Raw genomic sequence first — 15236 nt, 5'->3', positions numbered from 1 at the left:
CCGGCCGCGGCGGGGGGCGCGCCGCTGCTGCGGGGGGATAGACGGAGATTCCCGGGGGCGGGTTGCCTGGGTGTCCACGGGTGTGACCCGGGCAGCTCAACTCCCGGGTGTCCGCACCATGAACACGTCGATCGGGTCCTGCCGCTCCTCGGTGAACCCGTGCCGTTCGTAGAGCGCGCGGGCGGCGCTGCCCTGGAGCACGTCCAGCCGTACGGCCGCGCCCGCCTCGTCGGCCCGCGCGAGCAGCGAACGGAGCACCGCGGTGCCTATGCCGCGCCCCTGGACGGCGGGGGAGAGACAGAAGTTCTCCAGCCACCACCCGTCCTCGACCGGTCGCAGGGTGACGCAGCCCGCGAACTCGCCGTCCACGACGACGACCGAGGTGTGTTCCGGCGCGTAGTTGTCCCGCAGCCGCTGTCGTACGCGGTGCTCGTCGTAGCGCCCGAGCCGCTCCAGGTCGGGGCGCATCACGGTGGCCCGCAGTTCGGCCAGGGCCTCGACGTCCTCGGGCCGGGCGGGGCGCAGGGCCCAGGCCGCGGTGGTGCTTGTCGTCATGGACGGATTCTCGCCGACCGCCGTCACCGCGGGTCCGGCGCCCATGAAGGTGGGCTGGTACCTGTGGGAGAGCTGATCGCCCCGGCCCCGGCCCGTCTCACCTTCAGCCTTGCCGTGAACGCCGAGCTTCCTCTGATCAAGGAGATCGGCATCGGGAAGCCGGCCATACAGGTCAACGTGGGGGAGCCGGTGAACGGGATGCGGGCCGGAGGGGCGCAGGCACCGGGATGACGCTACTTCTCGGCGCAGATCTCCTCGGCAGAGGTGGCGGTGACGGCTCGCACGAGCCACTGGCGCAGAACCTCGGGGTCGCCGCAATCGGTGATCCGCTCGCGAACCTTGTCGGGAACGGTGATGCCGCGCTGTTCCAGCACGGGCAGGATGCCCTCGGCGCGGCCTTGCGCGCGGCCTTGCGTTCGGCCTTCGTCCCGGATTTCTTCCGACATGAAGGACTTGTAGAAGGAGAGGTCCACGGCTACCGGGTTCCTCCGCTGTTGTGCGGCCGGGCGGTTGCCCGGGCCTTGCGTGGTGAGTTCGACGATTTGAGTGGTGTTTCCGTCAGGCGGCTGTGTGGAGGGCTGACCGGCAGTCGCGGCAGTTGCCGGGGTGGCGGGAGCGGAAGGCGCGGTCGCAGCGGTCGCAGTTCTGGAGCGGGATGACGACGGTGTTGCGGCGTGGGGGTGCGAGCTCCTCGGCGCCTGGCAGCGGAGGCGGCAGAAGAGTCGTGATCCGGTGCCGGAGGAGTTTTGCCGGGTGCTTCAGGGGACTCGGGAGGTCGGTGGTGAGGGCGTGACGGATGGTGTCGGGGTGGGCGTCGCGTTCGAGCCAGGTGGCGACGCCGGGGGTGAGGGCGGCGATGTCGCTTTCGGAGAGGGTGAGCGCGGGTGTGTGGCGGCGGAGGTCGGCGAGGAGCGCGGCGGCTGCTTGGTGTAGTTGAGGGGTGAGTGCTCGCGGTTGGGGGAGCGGCGGGGGCAGTGTCCTGGGGGCGGTGGGAGCCGGTACGAAGACGGGGGCGGGGTGCGGTTCGGGGGTGGGTGTCGGCGGTGCGGGCGTCAGCTGTGGTGCGGGGGCCGGGGTGGGTTCCGGTGCGGGTGTTGGGGCGGGGCGCGGTTCGGGGGTGGTCGCGCGTGGCGGCGGCTGTGATGCGGGCAGCGGGGCTGCCGGTTTGCTGCGCCTGGTACGGGGCCGAGGGGCGAGGACGGGGTGTGCGACCGCGCCGGGCTGGTTGTACGAGACGGTGCGGGTGACGATGCGGCCGTCGGCGAGGCGTACGCGGCTGCGGTGGAGGTAGCCGTGGGCTTCGAGCTCGCGCAGGGCGGCGGCGATGCGGGTTTCGCTCTCGGGGAAGCGTTCGGCGAGGTGTTTGATGCCGATCCTGGCTCCGGCGGGGAGCGACTGGATGTGGGCGGCGAGCCCGATCGCTGCGAGGGAGAGTCCGCGGTGCTGGGCGAGGTGGTTGCCGATGACGGTGAAGCCTGCGGCATGCCGGACGTTGATGTGGATGACACCGGATGACGGTGTGGCGTCTCCGGGTACGGGGGACGGGGCGCACGAGGGCGCGGTAACCTGCGGGGTATCCATCGGGAAGCCTCTTACTTCCTCGGTGGTCAGGCCCCCGGTTGAGACTGTGAATCTCGGTCGGGGGCCGTCGCATGTCTGGAGTTGTCGCGGCGAGCATATGCCAGCCAACCCGCGTGAAATCCAGCCCAGTTGCCCTATGTCACCCGAGTGAGTGACGGGAGCGGGGCGGGGTCGGGTTTGGGTGGGGAGGGTAATTTCCCCAGGTTCTTCAAAGCTTTATGCGTCGTGGAACGCGGGGACGTGGCTCACCGGGTCGTGGATATCCGCGACCCGGTAGAACGGTCCTGGCACGAGGTCGAGTTCGGCCCGGACGGTCTTGCGCGGGACGGGTCCGACACCGATGCCCCAGTGGTCGGCAAGCGCCTCGACGATCAGCTCACTGAGATGGGCCGTGGTGAGGAGACGGGCGAGCCTGGCATCTCGGCGGGTGAGGGAGAGCGGCACGGTGAACTGCCGGGTGGGAGCGGAATGTTCGGTTCGGGTGATGTGTTGGTTCACGTCACTCAGCGCGGCCGTGTCTGCGTACCGTGAACGGCAACGAGCCCCCTACGTACGGTGATTGTCCCGTGCTTGTCCAGTGCTGTCCCGGCTGTCCGGGGTGACGTGCTGGGGACACCAGGGGTTGAGCCAAGAACGGCAAGCGCGTCGGAAGTGGGGCACGGATGAGCGTGGATGAGACCGGTACGGAGCGCGGCGACGGCGGGGCGGACGAGCCGGGTTGGGACATCGATCCCGATGACGAGTCGGGGGCGGCCGTGGTCGCGGCGGTGGGCCGTCAGATCAAGGCGTGGCGGGAGGCGGCGGGGCTGCGGGCCGGCGAGTTGGGGTCCGCGATCGGGTACGGGGAGGACCTGGTCTACAAGGTGGAGGGCGGCCGTCGTATCCCTCGGCCGGAGTTCCTGGACAGAGCGGACGAGGTGCTCGGGGCGGGCGGGAAGCTCGCGATGATGAAGGGGGATGTGGCGGAGGCCAGGTACCCGAGGAAGATCCGGGAGCTTGCGAAGCTGGAGGCCAAGGCGGTCGAGCTCTCGGCGTACGGGAGCCACAACCTCCACGGTTTGTTGCAGACGGAGGAGTATTCCCGGGCGTTGTTCGGGATGCGGCGGCCCGCGTTCTCGCAGGACGAAGTGGAGAGGCTGGTGGCCGCTCGCGCAGCCCGGCAATCCATCTTCGATCGTTCGCCCGGCCCGGAGCTCAGCTTTGTCCAGGAAGAGGTGACGCTGAAGCGCCACCTCGGGGGCAGAATGGTGTTGCGCCGACAGCTTGAACGCCTCTTGGAGGTCGGTCAGTTGCGTAATGTTGAGATCCAGGTGATGCCGACCGCCCGCGACGATCACGCCGGAATGGGCGGGGAGATGCAGGTGTTGAAGTTCAGGGACGGCTCGGCGGTGGGGCGCTCCGAGGGCGACTTCGGTAGTCGACCGGTCTCTGACCCGAAGCATCTCCGGATCATTGAGCTGCGGTGTGGCATCATCCGGGCTCAGGCTCTCACGCCTCGGGAGTCGCTGGCCTTCATCGAGCAAGTGCTGGGAGAGACATGATCAGCGAGACCTTTGCCGGAGACGCCTCCCGGCTGGAGTGGTTCAAGAGCAGCTACAGCGACAGCAGCAACAGCAACGAATGCGTCGAGGTCGCGACCACTCCAGGCGCGGTGCTCGTGCGCGACTCCAAGAACGCGCAGGGGGCCCGGCTCGCTTTCGCCTCAGGTGTTTGGACGGGCTTCGTCTCGTACGCGGCCGGGCGCTGATCCCACACGCACTCGCGCCCCGAGCCCGGTCGATGCCGGACCGGGGCGCGTTGCTGTCAGAAGAGGGCGAACGCCGGGTTTCCGGTCGGCCGGAGAGCGGACAGTTCCACCCGGGCCAGCGAGGCGTCCGGGATGCCGCGCAGGAGCTCCGCCCCGATCTCCACCAGCCGGTGCCCGTCGGGCGGCGTAGAGCCCAGGCCGATCGCGTATCCCGCCTGATCGTCGGCAGTGAGCGGGCGGGGCCAGATGCGGGCGTCCGGGGAGCCGGCCTCCGCCAGGGCGGCGAGCAGGGCCAGGAGCCGGCCGCGGAGGCGGCCCTCGTCCGGGCCGGGTCGTACGGAGGCGAGGGCCCAGGCAGTGTGCTGCGCGTGCAGCGGCGGCGGGGCGCAGAGCAGGGCGTGCGGTACCGGGCCGGAGTCGGCGGCGGACTCCAGGATCTCCCAGGCGCGGAAGAGCTCCTCGGCGACGAGGTCGCGGCCCGCTTCGGACACCTGCGTGGTGCAGGAGCGGACGGGGGCGGTCGGGGTCAGCACGGTGAGGGGGAGGCCGCACGGCTCCCCGGAGCCGACCGGGCGGCGCCAGTCCCACGTGGCCCAGGTCGCGAAGAACTGCCTGAGTAGGGGGAGCGGTGGCAGATTGCCCGACTCGTGGGCGGTACGGGCCGCGAGCACGGACCAGGCCAGGCCGGGCAGCCCGCCGCACGGAGCGGAGTCCAGGCCCCGCGCCCGCGCCCAGCCCTTCACCTCGCGGGCGAGCCGGACGAACGCGGCCCGGTGCGGGTCCGCCGCCGTGAGCACCGCGTCCGCGTCGCTCACCGCGCTGAGCGCCGTGGCCGCCGCCTCGCCCAGCTCGGCGCGCCGGGCCACCGCCTCGGCCGGGGGGAGGGCGCCCGTCGCCACGGTCACCAGGTCCACCCCGAGCCCGCCGAGCGAGAAGCGCAGCCCCGGTACGCGGGCACCGGTCACCTCGCGCAGGCCGACGGCGCCCGGCAGGGCCGTGGCCAGCCGCTCCCGTACCCCCGGCGGATCCACGGCGCCGGGCAGCGCCGCGACCAGGTCCACGTCCGCGCCGGGCAGCGCACAGCCCATCCGCCGCGATCCGGCCGGATGGACACGCCCTTCGGGCAGCGCCGCGGCCACCCGGCGCAGGGCATCGGCCGCGAACACCTCCTCGGCCGCGTCCTCCTCCGCCTCCGTCGTATCGGCGGCCAGCTCCACCCGTACCCCGAAGTGGTCCGAGACGTACAGCCCGTCCGGCGCCGGTACGTCGCCCAGCAGCACCGCCGACACGGGCCGCAGCCGCTCCGAGCGGAGCAGCACCCGGTCCAGCCGGGACATCCGCCCGGTCAGGGAGGAGACGGCGGCGAGCGGGTTGACGGACGGGTCGAAGGTCGGCGTCCGGTCGTCCGCGCCGTGCACCAGGCTCCAGACGTCCGGCATCCCCAGCCGGTCCTGCGGGGTGGCGCCGCCGTCGTTGAAGTCGCCGAGCAGCGCCACATCGCCCTCGATCCCACCCAACCCCGTTGCCAGATCGGTCAGTTCGGCATCGCGCCGGGCGGCGCCGTCCGCCGAGTGGTCGCTGCTGAGATGGGTGACGGCGACCGTGGCCGGTCCCTCCGCGCGCTCCACGACCACGGCGGCGACCGCCTTGTGCGGACCGAGGGCGTGCAGGCCCGCCTCCCGCACCGGGAGCCTGCTGAGCAGCAGCAGACCGCAGTCGGCGACGTCCCGGCCGGCCGGATCGGCCCAGAAGGTGTGGTTCTCGCGGATCCAGGGCGCGGACAGCAGCAGGCCGAGCAGGGCGGGTTCGGCCTCCTGGAGCGCGATGACGTCCGCGTCGGCCGCGCGCAGGGCGTCGAGGAGGAGCGGCCGGCGGCGGGCGGTGTCGATGCGGTCGCTGTCGTAGCGGTCCCAGAGGGTGTTCCAGGTCAGCAGGGTCAGCGGGCCGGGGGCCGGTGCGGGCGGCGGTACGTCCTCGGGCACCGGCGTCCAGGCGGCCTCCGATACGGAGTACGCGTGCGGCGTGCGGGAGACGAAGTACGGGGACGGCAGCCGGCGCGGGGCGCGGACCCGTCCGGCGTCCGTCGCGTCGATCCGGTCCACGCCCGAGGACCGGTCCCACACCGTCTCGCCGTCGGCCTCGAAGAACAGCACCCGGTGCCAGGGAATCTCCCCGCCGGGCGTGAAACGGGGCAGCGGCACCCGCTTGGGCGCGGTCCCGCGCTGCGCCACGCCCATCACGAAGCGCGCCGGGTCGAACCGGGCGTCCCAGCGGACCCGGTGGTAGATCTCCTCGCTGGTACGCATCTACGCCCTGTCCTCCACGGTTCCGCTCGCGCCGATGTACCAGGTGCGGTGCGCCTGGCCGGGGTACGGGGGCACGAACCGGTGCAGTTGCGAGCTCAGCACCTCCGGGGGGACCGGGTGGGTGCGGCGCTCGTTGCGGCGGACCAGTTCCGCCTCGTCGACCAGGGCCACGGCGTGGGTGAGCAGCGCGTCCCTGCGCCGGGCGACCGCGTGCACCAGGGAGCGCTGGTGCACGTTGAGCGAGGTGGCGTCCCAGACGACCGTGGAGCCCGCGGTGAGCGCGGCGTCCAGCCGGTCGAGCCCCTCGCGCAGCACCTCCCCGTTGGCCTTCTGGCCGGCGCGCGATCCCCGGGCGAGACGCAGGTCGTCGAGCGAGAGATACGTGTCGATGCCGCGGAGCCCGCGCGCGAAGGTGCTCTTGCCGCTGCCGGAGGGGCCGACCAGATGGACCAGGCGCGGGAACTCGCCGGTGCGCCACCGCCAGGTCGCGGCCACGGCCTCCTCGGCGGTGGTGACCCGGCCCAGGGCGTACGCCTCACGGGCCTGCGCCCGGCAGCGGTCGGCGGCCTCCGGGTCCAGATCCGCGAACGCCTCGCGCAGCCCGTCCGGCTCCCGTATGTCCTCCGCGTGCAGTGCGGACCACTCCACCTGCTCGCGGGCCCCGTCGGTCTCCGCGACCACCGCGGCCAGCGCGTGCAGCAGCGGCAGATCGGCGGCGAACGACATCCGGACCAGACCGGTCCGGCGCTCCTCGTCCGGGTACGGCCGGTGCAGTGCCGGGTGCAGTCCGACGAGGTCCGCGACCCGGCGGGCGAGCGGCATCCCGAGCGTCCCCGCCAGTGCGGGCGCCGTCCCGGCGCGGCGGGACCGGTGCAGCAGCGCGGCCAGCACCCCGGTCAGCCGGTCCTCGCCCGTCCGGCCCGAGGCGTCGAGGACATCGCCCATCGCGGCGGCGGCCCCGGCGTCCCCCGCGGCCGTCCCCGTCGCGTCGGCCAGCGCCGCGGCGTCGACCGGCGCCCCGGACCGCACGGCCCACAGGGCGGCGGCCGGGCCGAGACCGTTCTCCACCACGGCGGCGTGCATCCAGTGCGTATCGGTCTGCACGTGGCCGGGCCGCACCCATTTCGCCACCAGCCGCCCGAAGTCCCGTGCGCCGAAGCCGTCCGCGGGCCGTACGACGTACCCCTCCTGCCGCCCGGTGTCCGGCCTCAGCGCCCGGAGCGCCTTCGCGGCCCGCGCGTCGAACACCCCGCGCCACAGCACCGGCGGCACCGGAATGCCCAGGTCGCGGAGGAAGACCACGGTCCGGTCCCAGTCCAGGCAGTGCTCCCCGTCCCAGACGGAGAAGCCGTAGAAGTAGCTCTCCAGGCCGTCGTACGCGATCGAATGGCGCGCGAACATGTTCTCCCCGCACACCCGCCACCCCTCGGGGATACGGGCCCCGATCCGGCCCTGGAGCGCCTTCACCCAGCCCCGCGAGGGGTGGTGGGCGGAATCGAGCGAGCGGGCGTGGAGGCCGTCGGCGTAGAGCGTGGTGTTCTCGCCGTCCAGCTTCTCGGTGACGACGACCTCGCGGCCGGTCATCGCGGAGAGGTCCGCGATCCGTACGTCGTCCGAGGTGGCCCCCGGGGACCAGGGCAGATGCGCGGTGCGCGGGTAGTGCGTACGCATGGTCGATGTCCCTGGTGACGACGGTGTGCCGGCCGGTCACTGTACGGGCGGGGGCGCGGGGCGCTCGACCGAATTAGGAGGGGCCCGGATCGCCGGGAGGGACGCCCGGCACGGCTCCCGCCGCGCGCCCGCGTTTGACCATCGGAGCGCGCGGGGTAAGATCCTCCGCCCGATTGGCCAGGCTCACGCCGCGTATGGCACACTGACCAGGTTGCTCGGTTGAGTGTCAATGCTGCGCGCCTCCCGCCGGGAGGACCGGAAGCGAGTCCCACAGTACTCGTCGACCCCTTGCGGGTCGGACGTACGGGAATCTTCCGGGAAGCGTCAGTGGGGCACCGGCCAGGCACCCGGTGGGTGTTCCGCCCCCGGTCTCGCGGTCCTCGGGCCCGCACCCCCTTGGTTGGGAAATCCTTCGGGAGATCTGCGTAGAGGGGATGCGACACGCCCGACCGCGTGGGTCGGAGACGGAGTTACGAGAGCCCTCGGGTTCCAGAGCGTTACGAGAGACAGGACTACTAGTAGCCATGGCGGGACAGAAGATCCGCATCCGGCTCAAGGCCTACGACCACGAGGTCATCGACTCCTCGGCGAAGAAGATCGTCGAGACGGTGACCCGCACTGGTGCGTCGGTCGCGGGCCCGGTGCCGCTGCCCACTGAGAAGAACGTGTACTGCGTCATCAAGTCGCCGCACAAGTACAAGGACTCGCGCGAGCACTTCGAGATGCGCACGCACAAGCGCCTCATCGACATCCTCGACCCCACGCCGAAGACGGTTGACTCGCTGATGCGTCTCGACCTGCCGGCGGGCGTCGACATCGAGATCAAGCTCTGAGGTGACGCGCGAGATGGCTAAGAACATTAAGGGCGTCCTGGGCGAGAAGCTCGGCATGACCCAGGTCTGGGACGAGAACAACCGGGTCGTCCCGGTGACCGTCGTCAAGGCCGGGCCCTGTGTCGTCACCCAGGTCCGCACCAACGACCGCGACGGCTACGAGTCGGTTCAGCTCGCCTTCGGCGAGATCGACCCGCGCAAGGTGAACAAGCCCCTCAAGGGCCACTTCGCCAAGGCCGACGTGACCCCGCGCCGCCACCTGGTGGAGCTCCGCACCCCTGACGCCGGCGAGTACACGCTGGGCCAGGAGGTCACCGCCGAGGTGTTCGAGTCCGGCGTCAAGGTCGACGTCACGGGCAAGAGCAAGGGCAAGGGCTTCGCCGGTGTCATGAAGCGTCACAACTTCAAGGGCGGCAAGGCGTCCCACGGTGCCCACCGTGTGCACCGCATGCCCGGCTCCATCGGTGGCTGTGCCACCCCCGGCCGTGTCTTCAAGGGCATGCGCATGGCGGGTCGCATGGGCAACGAGCGTGTCACCACCCAGAACCTGACCATCCACGCGGTTGACGCGGAGAAGGGTCTGCTCCTCATCAAGGGCGCGGTCCCCGGTCCGAACGGCGGCCTCGTCCTGGTCCGTACCGCGGCCAAGGGGGCTTGAGGTAATGAGCACCATTGACATCCTTTCGCCGGCAGGCGACAAGGCCGGTACCGTCGAGCTCCCCTCGGAGATCTTCGACGCGAAGACCAGCGTTCCGCTGATCCACCAGGTCGTCGTCGCACAGCTGGCAGCTGCCCGTCAGGGCACGCACAAGACCAAGACCCGCGGCGAAGTCCGTGGCGGTGGCCGCAAGCCGTACCGCCAGAAGGGCACCGGCCGCGCGCGCCAGGGTTCGACCCGTGCGCCGCAGTTCGCCGGCGGTGGCGTCGTCCACGGCCCGCAGCCGCGTGACTACTCGCAGCGGACCCCGAAGAAGATGAAGGCCGCCGCCCTGCGCGGTGCCCTCTCCGACCGGGCCCGTCACTCCCGTATCCACGTCGTCACCGGCGTGGTCGACGGTGCGGTGTCCACGAAGGCCGCCAAGACGCTGTTCGGCAAGATCTCGGAGCGCAAGAACCTGCTCCTGGTCGTCGACCGCGCCGACGAGGCCGCGTGGCTGTCCGCCCGCAACCTGCCCCAGGTGCACATCCTGGAGCCGGGCCAGCTGAACACGTACGACGTGATCGTCTCTGACGACGTGGTCTTCACCCAGGCCGCCCTCGAGTCCTTCGTGTCTGGCCCCCAGACCGCTGAGACCGAAGGGAGCGACGCCTGATGAGCGAGGCGACCGTTACCAGCAAGACCTACTCGGACCCGCGCGACGTTCTCGTCAAGCCGGTTGTTTCCGAGAAGAGCTACGCGCTGCTCGACGAGAACAAGTACACGTTCATCGTCGCGCCCGGCTCCAACAAGACCCAGATCAAGCAGGCCGTGGAAGCGGTCTTCTCGGTCAAGGTCACCGGGGTCAACACGATCAACCGGCAGGGTAAGCGCAAGCGCACCAAGACCGGTTTCGGCAAGCGTGCTGACACCAAGCGCGCAATCGTGACCCTCGCCGAGGGCGACCGTATCGACATCTTCGGCGGTCCGACCGCCTGAGGGCGGTCTGGATCGTCCGGAATCGGACGAGGACTGAGAAATGGGTATCCGCAAGTACAAGCCGACGACCCCGGGCCGTCGTGGCTCCAGCGTCGCCGACTTTGTCGAGATCACGCGGTCCACGCCGGAGAAGTCGCTGGTCCGCCCCCTGCACAGCAAGGGCGGCCGTAACAACGCCGGTCGTGTGACCGTTCGCCACCAGGGCGGTGGCCACAAGCGCGCCTACCGAGTGATCGACTTCCGTCGTCACGACAAGGACGGCGTGCCGGCCAAGGTCGCGCACATCGAGTACGACCCGAACCGCACCGCGCGCATCGCGCTCCTGCACTACGCGGACGGCGAGAAGCGCTACATCATCGCGCCGCGTGGCCTGACGCAGGGCGACCGTGTCGAGAACGGCCCGGCCGCCGACATCAAGCCCGGCAACAACCTGGCGCTGCGCAACATCCCGGTCGGTACGACCATCCACGCCATCGAGCTGCGGCCCGGCGGCGGCGCGAAGTTCGCCCGTTCCGCGGGTGCCTCCGTGCAGCTGCTGGCGAAGGAGGGCACCATGGCCCACCTTCGTATGCCGTCGGGTGAGATCCGCCTGGTCGACGCCCGCTGCCGCGCCACCATCGGTGAGGTCGGCAACGCCGAGCAGTCGAACATCAACTGGGGCAAGGCCGGCCGCATGCGCTGGAAGGGCGTTCGCCCGACCGTCCGCGGTGTCGCGATGAACCCGGTTGACCACCCGCACGGTGGTGGTGAGGGCAAGACCTCCGGTGGTCGCCACCCGGTCTCGCCGTGGGGTCAGAAGGAGGGTCGTACTCGTTCGCCGAAGAAGGCATCGAACAAGTACATCGTCCGCCGCCGCAAGACGAACAAGAAGCGCTAGGAGCGGGTTTAGATGCCGCGCAGTCTCAAGAAGGGGCCCTTCGTCGACGGCCACCTCATCAAGAAGGTGGACGTACAGAACGAGGCAGGCACCAAGAACGTCATCAAGACCTGGTCCCGTCGCTCGATGATCGTCCCGGCCATGCTGGGTCACACCATCGCGGTGCACAACGGCAAGATCCACGTCCCGGTGTTCGTCACCGAGTCGATGGTCGGCCACAAGCTCGGCGAGTTCTCGCCGACTCGCACCTTCCGCGGCCACGTCAAGGACGACCGGAAGTCGAAGCGCCGCTAACCGCGGGGTGGAAACGACTATGACTTACACCGAAGGGACAACCATGGAAGCCAGGGCCCAGGCGCGGTACATCCGCGTCACGCCCATGAAGGCCCGCCGCGTGGTGGACCTCATCCGTGGCATGGATGCCACGGAGGCTCAGGCGGTCCTGCGTTTCGCCCCGCAGGCCGCGAGCGTGCCGGTTGGCAAGGTGCTGGACAGCGCCATTGCCAACGCCGCACACAACTACGACCACACCGACGCCTCTTCGCTGGTCATCAGCGAGGCGTACGTGGACGAGGGCCCGACCCTGAAGCGGTTCCGTCCGCGTGCCCAGGGCCGTGCCTACCGGATCCGTAAGCGGACCAGCCACATCACCGTGGTCGTCAGCAGCAAGGAAGGAACCCGGTAATGGGCCAGAAGGTAAACCCGCACGGGTTCCGGCTCGGCATCACCACGGACTTCAAGTCCCGCTGGTACGCCGACAAGCTGTACAAGGACTACGTCAAGGAAGACGTCGCCATTCGTCGCATGATGACGAAGGGCATGGAGCGGGCCGGCATCTCGAAGGTCGAGATCGAGCGCACCCGCGACCGCGTCCGCGTTGACATCCACACCGCCCGCCCGGGCATCGTCATCGGCCGCCGCGGCGCCGAGGCCGACCGCATCCGTGGCGAGCTGGAGAAGCTGACCGGCAAGCAGGTCCAGCTGAACATCCTCGAGGTCAAGAACCCCGAGGTGGACGCTCAGCTGGTGGCCCAGGCCGTCGCCGAGCAGCTCTCCTCCCGCGTCTCCTTCCGTCGTGCCATGCGCAAGAGCATGCAGAGCTCGATGAAGGCCGGCGCCAAGGGCATCAAGATCCAGTGCGGCGGTCGCCTCGGCGGCGCCGAGATGTCCCGCTCGGAGTTCTACCGCGAGGGCCGTGTGCCCCTGCACACGCTCCGTGCGAACGTCGACTACGGCTTCTTCGAGGCCAAGACGACCTTCGGCCGCATCGGTGTGAAGGTCTGGATCTACAAGGGCGACGTCAAGAACATCGCCGAGGTCCGCGCCGAGAACGCCGCTGCCCGCGCCGGCAACCGCCCGGCCCGTGGCGGCGCTGACCGCCCGGCCGGCCGTGGTGGCCGCGGTGGCGAGCGTGGCGGTCGCGGTCGCAAGCCGCAGCAGCAGTCGGCTCCGGCTGCCGAGGCCCCCAAGGCCGAGGCTCCCGCCGCTGCCGCTCCGGCTGCCGAGAGCACCGGAACGGAGGCCTGACCGAAATGCTGATCCCCCGTAGGGTCAAGCACCGCAAGCAGCACCACCCGAAGCGCAGCGGTATGTCCAAGGGTGGCACGCAGGTTGCGTTCGGCGAGTACGGCATCCAGGCGCTGACCCCGGCGTACGTGACGAACCGTCAGATCGAGGCAGCTCGTATCGCGATGACCCGTCACATCAAGCGTGGCGGCAAGGTCTGGATCAACATCTACCCGGACCGTCCCCTGACGAAGAAGCCGGCCGAGACCCGCATGGGTTCCGGTAAGGGTTCTCCCGAGTGGTGGATCGCGAACGTCAAGCCGGGTCGGGTGATGTTCGAGCTGTCCTACCCGAACGAGAAGATTGCTCGTGAGGCGCTTACCCGCGCTGCTCACAAGCTTCCGATGAAGTGCCGGATCGTTCGGCGCGAGGCAGGTGAGTCGTGATGTCGGCCGGTACCAAGGCGTCCGAGCTGCGCGAGCTGGGCAACGAGGAGCTCCTCAACAAGCTCCGCGAGGCCAAGGAAGAGCTGTTCAACCTCCGCTTCCAGGCGGCGACGGGGCAGCTCGAGAACCACGGCCGGCTCAAGTCCGTCCGTAAGGACATCGCCCGGATCTACACCCTGATGCGCGAGCGCGAGCTGGGCATCGAGACGGTGGAGAGCGCCTGATGAGCGAGAAGACTGTGACTGAGACGAACACCGACCGCGGTTTCCGCAAGACCCGTGAGGGTCTGGTCGTCAGCGACAAGATGGACAAGACCGTCGTCGTCGCTGTCGAGGACCGTGTCAAGCACGCGCTGTACGGCAAGGTCATCCGCCGTACCAACAAGCTCAAGGCGCACGACGAGCAGAACGCCGCAGGCGTCGGCGACCGCGTCCTCCTGATGGAGACCCGGCCGCTGTCCGCCACGAAGCGGTGGCGCGTCGTCGAGATCCTCGAGAAGGCCAAGTAATTCCTGAGGGGCATTCCCCTCAGGCAAGTTCCGCCAGGCTCGGTGGGGGTCCGCTCCGGTGACGGAGTGGCCCCCGCCGGGAACCGGCAGACGATCAGGAGATAGACGTGATCCAGCAGGAGTCGCGACTTCGCGTCGCCGACAACACGGGTGCGAAGGAAATCCTCACCATCCGTGTTCTCGGTGGTTCGGGTCGCCGCTACGCGGGCATCGGTGACGTCATCGTCGCCACCGTCAAGGACGCGATCCCCGGTGGCAACGTGAAGAAGGGTGACGTCGTCAAGGCCGTCATCGTTCGCACCGTCAAGGAGCGTCGTCGTCAGGATGGCTCGTACATCCGCTTCGACGAGAACGCCGCCGTCATTCTGAAGAACGACGGCGACCCCCGCGGCACCCGTATCTTCGGCCCGGTGGGCCGTGAGCTGCGCGAGAAGAAGTTCATGAAGATCATCTCGCTCGCGCCGGAGGTGCTGTAAGCATGAAGATCAAGAAGGGCGACCTGGTTCAGGTCATCACCGGTAAGGACAAGGGCAAGCAGGGCAAGGTCATCGTGGCCTACCCCGCTCAGGACCGCGTCCTCGTCGAGGGTGTCAACCGGGTCAAGAAGCACACCAAGGCCGGTCAGACGGCTCGCGGCTCGCAGACGGGTGGCATTGTCACCACCGAGGCCCCGATTCACGTCAGCAACGTTCAGCTGGTCGTGGAGAAGGACGGCAACAAGGTCGTCACCCGCGTCGGCTACCGCTTTGACGACGAGGGCAACAAGATCCGCGTTGCCAAGCGGACCGGTGAGGACATCTGATGACTGCCACCACTGCGCCGCGTCTCAAGACGCGCTACCGCGAGGAAATCGCCGGCAAGCTGCGTGAGGAGTTCTCGTACGAGAACGTCATGCAGATTCCCGGCCTGGTCAAGATCGTGGTCAACATGGGTGTGGGCGACGCCGCCCGCGACTCCAAGCTGATCGACGGCGCCGTGCGCGACCTCACCACGATCACCGGCCAGAAGCCGGCCGTCACCAAGGCCCGCAAGTCCATCGCGCAGTTCAAGCTGCGCGAGGGCCAGCCGATCGGCTGCCACGTCACCCTTCGTGGTGACCGGATGTGGGAGTTCCTGGACCGTACGCTGTCGCTCGCGCTGCCGCGTATCCGTGACTTCCGTGGTCTGTCGCCGAAGCAGTTCGACGGCCGTGGCAACTACACCTTCGGTCTCACGGAGCAGGTCATGTTCCACGAGATCGACCAGGACAAGATCGACCGGGTCCGGGGCATGGACATCACCGTGGTCACCACGGCGACCAATGACGACGAGGGTCGTGCCCTCCTTCGTCACCTCGGCTTCCCGTTCAAGGAGAACTGACCGTGGCGAAGAAGGCTCTGATCGCTAAGGCCGCCCGTAAGCCGAAGTTCGGCGTTCGCGGGTACACCCGCTGCCAGCGCTGCGGCCGGCCCCACTCCGTCTACCGCAAGTTCGGCCTGTGCCGCGTGTGCCTTCGTGAGATGGCTCACCGTGGCGAGCTGCCGGGCGTGACCAAGAGCTCCTGGTAATTCTCCTTCGCCCTCCGGGCGTT

24 protein-coding genes are annotated in these 15236 nt (G+C 69.6%); 18 read left to right on the top strand and 6 right to left on the bottom strand.

The features are described from left to right. Positions 1-96: 96 nt before the first annotated feature. Entirely contained in the window at positions 97-555 is a 459-nt protein-coding gene (locus tag ACIOMQ_RS02990; protein WP_402187693.1) for a GNAT family N-acetyltransferase, read from the bottom strand. 63 nt (positions 556-618) lie between these two features. Between ACIOMQ_RS02990 and ACIOMQ_RS02985 the strand changes: the two genes are divergently transcribed. Continuing rightward, positions 619-786, top strand: a complete 168-nt coding sequence (locus tag ACIOMQ_RS02985) for a hypothetical protein (RefSeq protein WP_401753588.1) — start codon at positions 619-621, stop codon at positions 784-786. Between the two features lie 2 nt (positions 787-788). Here ACIOMQ_RS02985 and ACIOMQ_RS02980 read toward each other — a convergent pair whose 3' ends face one another. From ACIOMQ_RS02980 to ACIOMQ_RS02970, 3 genes are all read right to left on the bottom strand, one after another. Continuing rightward, on the bottom strand, positions 789-1028 hold the full coding sequence (locus ACIOMQ_RS02980) for a hypothetical protein (protein WP_401263215.1): 240 nt from the start codon (positions 1026-1028) through the stop codon (positions 789-791). A gap of 85 nt (positions 1029-1113) precedes the next feature. After that, positions 1114-2136, bottom strand: coding sequence for a helix-turn-helix domain-containing protein (locus ACIOMQ_RS02975; RefSeq protein ID WP_402187690.1), 1023 nt, complete (start codon positions 2134-2136; stop codon positions 1114-1116). 216 nt (positions 2137-2352) lie between these two features. Continuing rightward, positions 2353-2634: a hypothetical protein gene (locus tag ACIOMQ_RS02970; protein WP_402187688.1), complete on the bottom strand. Its 282-nt coding sequence runs from the start codon at positions 2632-2634 to the stop codon at positions 2353-2355. 164 nt (positions 2635-2798) lie between these two features. On the opposite strand from ACIOMQ_RS02970, the gene ACIOMQ_RS02965 reads away from it, so the two are divergent. Together ACIOMQ_RS02965 and ACIOMQ_RS02960 are read left to right on the top strand one after the other, a co-directional pair. Beyond that, on the top strand, positions 2799-3677 hold the full coding sequence (locus ACIOMQ_RS02965) for a helix-turn-helix domain-containing protein (protein WP_401263219.1): 879 nt from the start codon (positions 2799-2801) through the stop codon (positions 3675-3677). Then, positions 3674-3883, top strand: a complete 210-nt coding sequence (locus ACIOMQ_RS02960; protein ID WP_401263220.1) for a DUF397 domain-containing protein — start codon at positions 3674-3676, stop codon at positions 3881-3883. Before ACIOMQ_RS02965 ends, ACIOMQ_RS02960 begins: the two co-directional genes overlap by 4 nt. Positions 3884-3939: 56 nt before the next feature. Here ACIOMQ_RS02960 and ACIOMQ_RS02955 read toward each other — a convergent pair whose 3' ends face one another. Together ACIOMQ_RS02955 and ACIOMQ_RS02950 are read right to left on the bottom strand one after the other, a co-directional pair. After that, entirely contained in the window at positions 3940-6189 is a 2250-nt protein-coding gene (locus ACIOMQ_RS02955) for a poly(A) polymerase (protein WP_402187686.1), read from the bottom strand. Further along, complete coding sequence (locus tag ACIOMQ_RS02950; protein ID WP_402187683.1) at positions 6190-7860, bottom strand: RNA ligase family protein; 1671 nt, start codon at positions 7858-7860, stop codon at positions 6190-6192. 524 nt (positions 7861-8384) lie between these two features. On the opposite strand from ACIOMQ_RS02950, the gene rpsJ reads away from it, so the two are divergent. The 15 genes from rpsJ to ACIOMQ_RS02875 all read left to right on the top strand — a co-directional run bounded on the left by rpsJ (position 8385) and on the right by ACIOMQ_RS02875 (position 15213). Beyond that, entirely contained in the window at positions 8385-8693 is a 309-nt protein-coding gene (gene rpsJ / locus ACIOMQ_RS02945; protein WP_003948644.1) for a 30S ribosomal protein S10, read from the top strand. 13 nt (positions 8694-8706) lie between these two features. After that, the gene (rplC, locus tag ACIOMQ_RS02940; protein ID WP_266747960.1) at positions 8707-9351 is read left to right on the top strand and encodes a 50S ribosomal protein L3; all 645 of its coding nucleotides are present in this window, start codon (positions 8707-8709) and stop codon (positions 9349-9351) included. A gap of 4 nt (positions 9352-9355) precedes the next feature. Further along, the gene (gene rplD / locus ACIOMQ_RS02935; RefSeq protein WP_362195953.1) at positions 9356-10006 is read left to right on the top strand and encodes a 50S ribosomal protein L4; all 651 of its coding nucleotides are present in this window, start codon (positions 9356-9358) and stop codon (positions 10004-10006) included. After that, positions 10006-10329 (top strand): 50S ribosomal protein L23, encoded by a 324-nt coding sequence (rplW, locus tag ACIOMQ_RS02930; protein ID WP_093897250.1) that lies wholly within the window; start codon positions 10006-10008, stop codon positions 10327-10329. Before rplD ends, rplW begins: the two co-directional genes overlap by 1 nt. A 40-nt stretch (positions 10330-10369) precedes the next feature. Continuing rightward, entirely contained in the window at positions 10370-11206 is an 837-nt protein-coding gene (rplB, locus tag ACIOMQ_RS02925; RefSeq protein WP_124716938.1) for a 50S ribosomal protein L2, read from the top strand. A 12-nt stretch (positions 11207-11218) separates the two neighbouring features. Beyond that, positions 11219-11500 carry a 30S ribosomal protein S19 gene (gene rpsS, locus ACIOMQ_RS02920; RefSeq protein WP_003966956.1) on the top strand — a complete coding sequence of 94 codons (282 nt, stop codon included), beginning with the start codon at positions 11219-11221 and terminating at the stop codon, positions 11498-11500. A gap of 43 nt (positions 11501-11543) precedes the next feature. After that, positions 11544-11891 carry a 50S ribosomal protein L22 gene (gene rplV / locus ACIOMQ_RS02915; RefSeq protein WP_004571827.1) on the top strand — a complete coding sequence of 116 codons (348 nt, stop codon included), beginning with the start codon at positions 11544-11546 and terminating at the stop codon, positions 11889-11891. Next, positions 11891-12733: a 30S ribosomal protein S3 gene (rpsC, locus tag ACIOMQ_RS02910; protein WP_093540760.1), complete on the top strand. Its 843-nt coding sequence runs from the start codon at positions 11891-11893 to the stop codon at positions 12731-12733. Before rplV ends, rpsC begins: the two co-directional genes overlap by 1 nt. 5 nt (positions 12734-12738) lie before the next feature. Further along, a complete protein-coding gene (gene rplP, locus ACIOMQ_RS02905; RefSeq protein WP_014047785.1) occupies positions 12739-13158 on the top strand; it encodes a 50S ribosomal protein L16 in 420 nt (139 codons plus the stop codon). Continuing rightward, on the top strand, positions 13158-13382 hold the full coding sequence (rpmC, locus tag ACIOMQ_RS02900) for a 50S ribosomal protein L29 (RefSeq protein WP_015035581.1): 225 nt from the start codon (positions 13158-13160) through the stop codon (positions 13380-13382). Before rplP ends, rpmC begins: the two co-directional genes overlap by 1 nt. Further along, positions 13382-13666 carry a 30S ribosomal protein S17 gene (gene rpsQ, locus ACIOMQ_RS02895; protein WP_030977953.1) on the top strand — a complete coding sequence of 95 codons (285 nt, stop codon included), beginning with the start codon at positions 13382-13384 and terminating at the stop codon, positions 13664-13666. Before rpmC ends, rpsQ begins: the two co-directional genes overlap by 1 nt. Positions 13667-13773: 107 nt before the next feature. Continuing rightward, positions 13774-14142 (top strand): 50S ribosomal protein L14, encoded by a 369-nt coding sequence (gene rplN, locus ACIOMQ_RS02890; protein ID WP_003966950.1) that lies wholly within the window; start codon positions 13774-13776, stop codon positions 14140-14142. 2 nt (positions 14143-14144) lie between these two features. Next, positions 14145-14468 carry a 50S ribosomal protein L24 gene (rplX, locus tag ACIOMQ_RS02885; protein ID WP_003966949.1) on the top strand — a complete coding sequence of 108 codons (324 nt, stop codon included), beginning with the start codon at positions 14145-14147 and terminating at the stop codon, positions 14466-14468. Then, positions 14468-15025: a 50S ribosomal protein L5 gene (gene rplE, locus ACIOMQ_RS02880; RefSeq protein WP_037688009.1), complete on the top strand. Its 558-nt coding sequence runs from the start codon at positions 14468-14470 to the stop codon at positions 15023-15025. Before rplX ends, rplE begins: the two co-directional genes overlap by 1 nt. Before the next feature lie 2 nt (positions 15026-15027). Next, on the top strand, positions 15028-15213 hold the full coding sequence (locus ACIOMQ_RS02875; RefSeq protein ID WP_003948630.1) for a type Z 30S ribosomal protein S14: 186 nt from the start codon (positions 15028-15030) through the stop codon (positions 15211-15213). Positions 15214-15236 lie beyond the last annotated feature (23 nt).

This window comes from Streptomyces sp. NPDC087845 (genome assembly GCF_044742755.1).
Taxonomy (GTDB): Bacteria; Actinomycetota; Actinomycetes; order Streptomycetales; family Streptomycetaceae; genus Streptomyces.
The sequence above is the reverse complement of the archived record's forward strand: the minus strand, read 5'-3'. Positions and strand labels throughout refer to the sequence as shown.

Excerpts from the sequence above, each read along its gene's own strand:
- ACIOMQ_RS02990 (WP_402187693.1), bottom strand. The coding sequence starts at position 555 with ATGACGACAAGCACCACCGCGGCCTGGGCCCTGCGCCCCGCCCGGCCC.
- ACIOMQ_RS02975 (WP_402187690.1), bottom strand. The coding sequence starts at position 2,136 with ATGGATACCCCGCAGGTTACCGCGCCCTCGTGCGCCCCGTCCCCCGTA.
- ACIOMQ_RS02965 (WP_401263219.1), top strand. The coding sequence starts at position 2,799 with ATGAGCGTGGATGAGACCGGTACGGAGCGCGGCGACGGCGGGGCGGAC.
- ACIOMQ_RS02960 (WP_401263220.1), top strand. The coding sequence starts at position 3,674 with ATGATCAGCGAGACCTTTGCCGGAGACGCCTCCCGGCTGGAGTGGTTC.
- ACIOMQ_RS02955 (WP_402187686.1), bottom strand. The coding sequence starts at position 6,189 with ATGCGTACCAGCGAGGAGATCTACCACCGGGTCCGCTGGGACGCCCGG.
- ACIOMQ_RS02950 (WP_402187683.1), bottom strand. The coding sequence starts at position 7,860 with ATGCGTACGCACTACCCGCGCACCGCGCATCTGCCCTGGTCCCCGGGG.
- rpsJ (WP_003948644.1), top strand. The coding sequence starts at position 8,385 with ATGGCGGGACAGAAGATCCGCATCCGGCTCAAGGCCTACGACCACGAG.
- rplC (WP_266747960.1), top strand. The coding sequence starts at position 8,707 with ATGGCTAAGAACATTAAGGGCGTCCTGGGCGAGAAGCTCGGCATGACC.
- rplD (WP_362195953.1), top strand. The coding sequence starts at position 9,356 with ATGAGCACCATTGACATCCTTTCGCCGGCAGGCGACAAGGCCGGTACC.
- rplW (WP_093897250.1), top strand. The coding sequence starts at position 10,006 with ATGAGCGAGGCGACCGTTACCAGCAAGACCTACTCGGACCCGCGCGAC.
- rplB (WP_124716938.1), top strand. The coding sequence starts at position 10,370 with ATGGGTATCCGCAAGTACAAGCCGACGACCCCGGGCCGTCGTGGCTCC.
- rpsS (WP_003966956.1), top strand. The coding sequence starts at position 11,219 with ATGCCGCGCAGTCTCAAGAAGGGGCCCTTCGTCGACGGCCACCTCATC.
- rplV (WP_004571827.1), top strand. The coding sequence starts at position 11,544 with ATGGAAGCCAGGGCCCAGGCGCGGTACATCCGCGTCACGCCCATGAAG.
- rpsC (WP_093540760.1), top strand. The coding sequence starts at position 11,891 with ATGGGCCAGAAGGTAAACCCGCACGGGTTCCGGCTCGGCATCACCACG.
- rplP (WP_014047785.1), top strand. The coding sequence starts at position 12,739 with ATGCTGATCCCCCGTAGGGTCAAGCACCGCAAGCAGCACCACCCGAAG.
- rpmC (WP_015035581.1), top strand. The coding sequence starts at position 13,158 with ATGTCGGCCGGTACCAAGGCGTCCGAGCTGCGCGAGCTGGGCAACGAG.
- rpsQ (WP_030977953.1), top strand. The coding sequence starts at position 13,382 with ATGAGCGAGAAGACTGTGACTGAGACGAACACCGACCGCGGTTTCCGC.
- rplX (WP_003966949.1), top strand. The coding sequence starts at position 14,145 with ATGAAGATCAAGAAGGGCGACCTGGTTCAGGTCATCACCGGTAAGGAC.
- rplE (WP_037688009.1), top strand. The coding sequence starts at position 14,468 with ATGACTGCCACCACTGCGCCGCGTCTCAAGACGCGCTACCGCGAGGAA.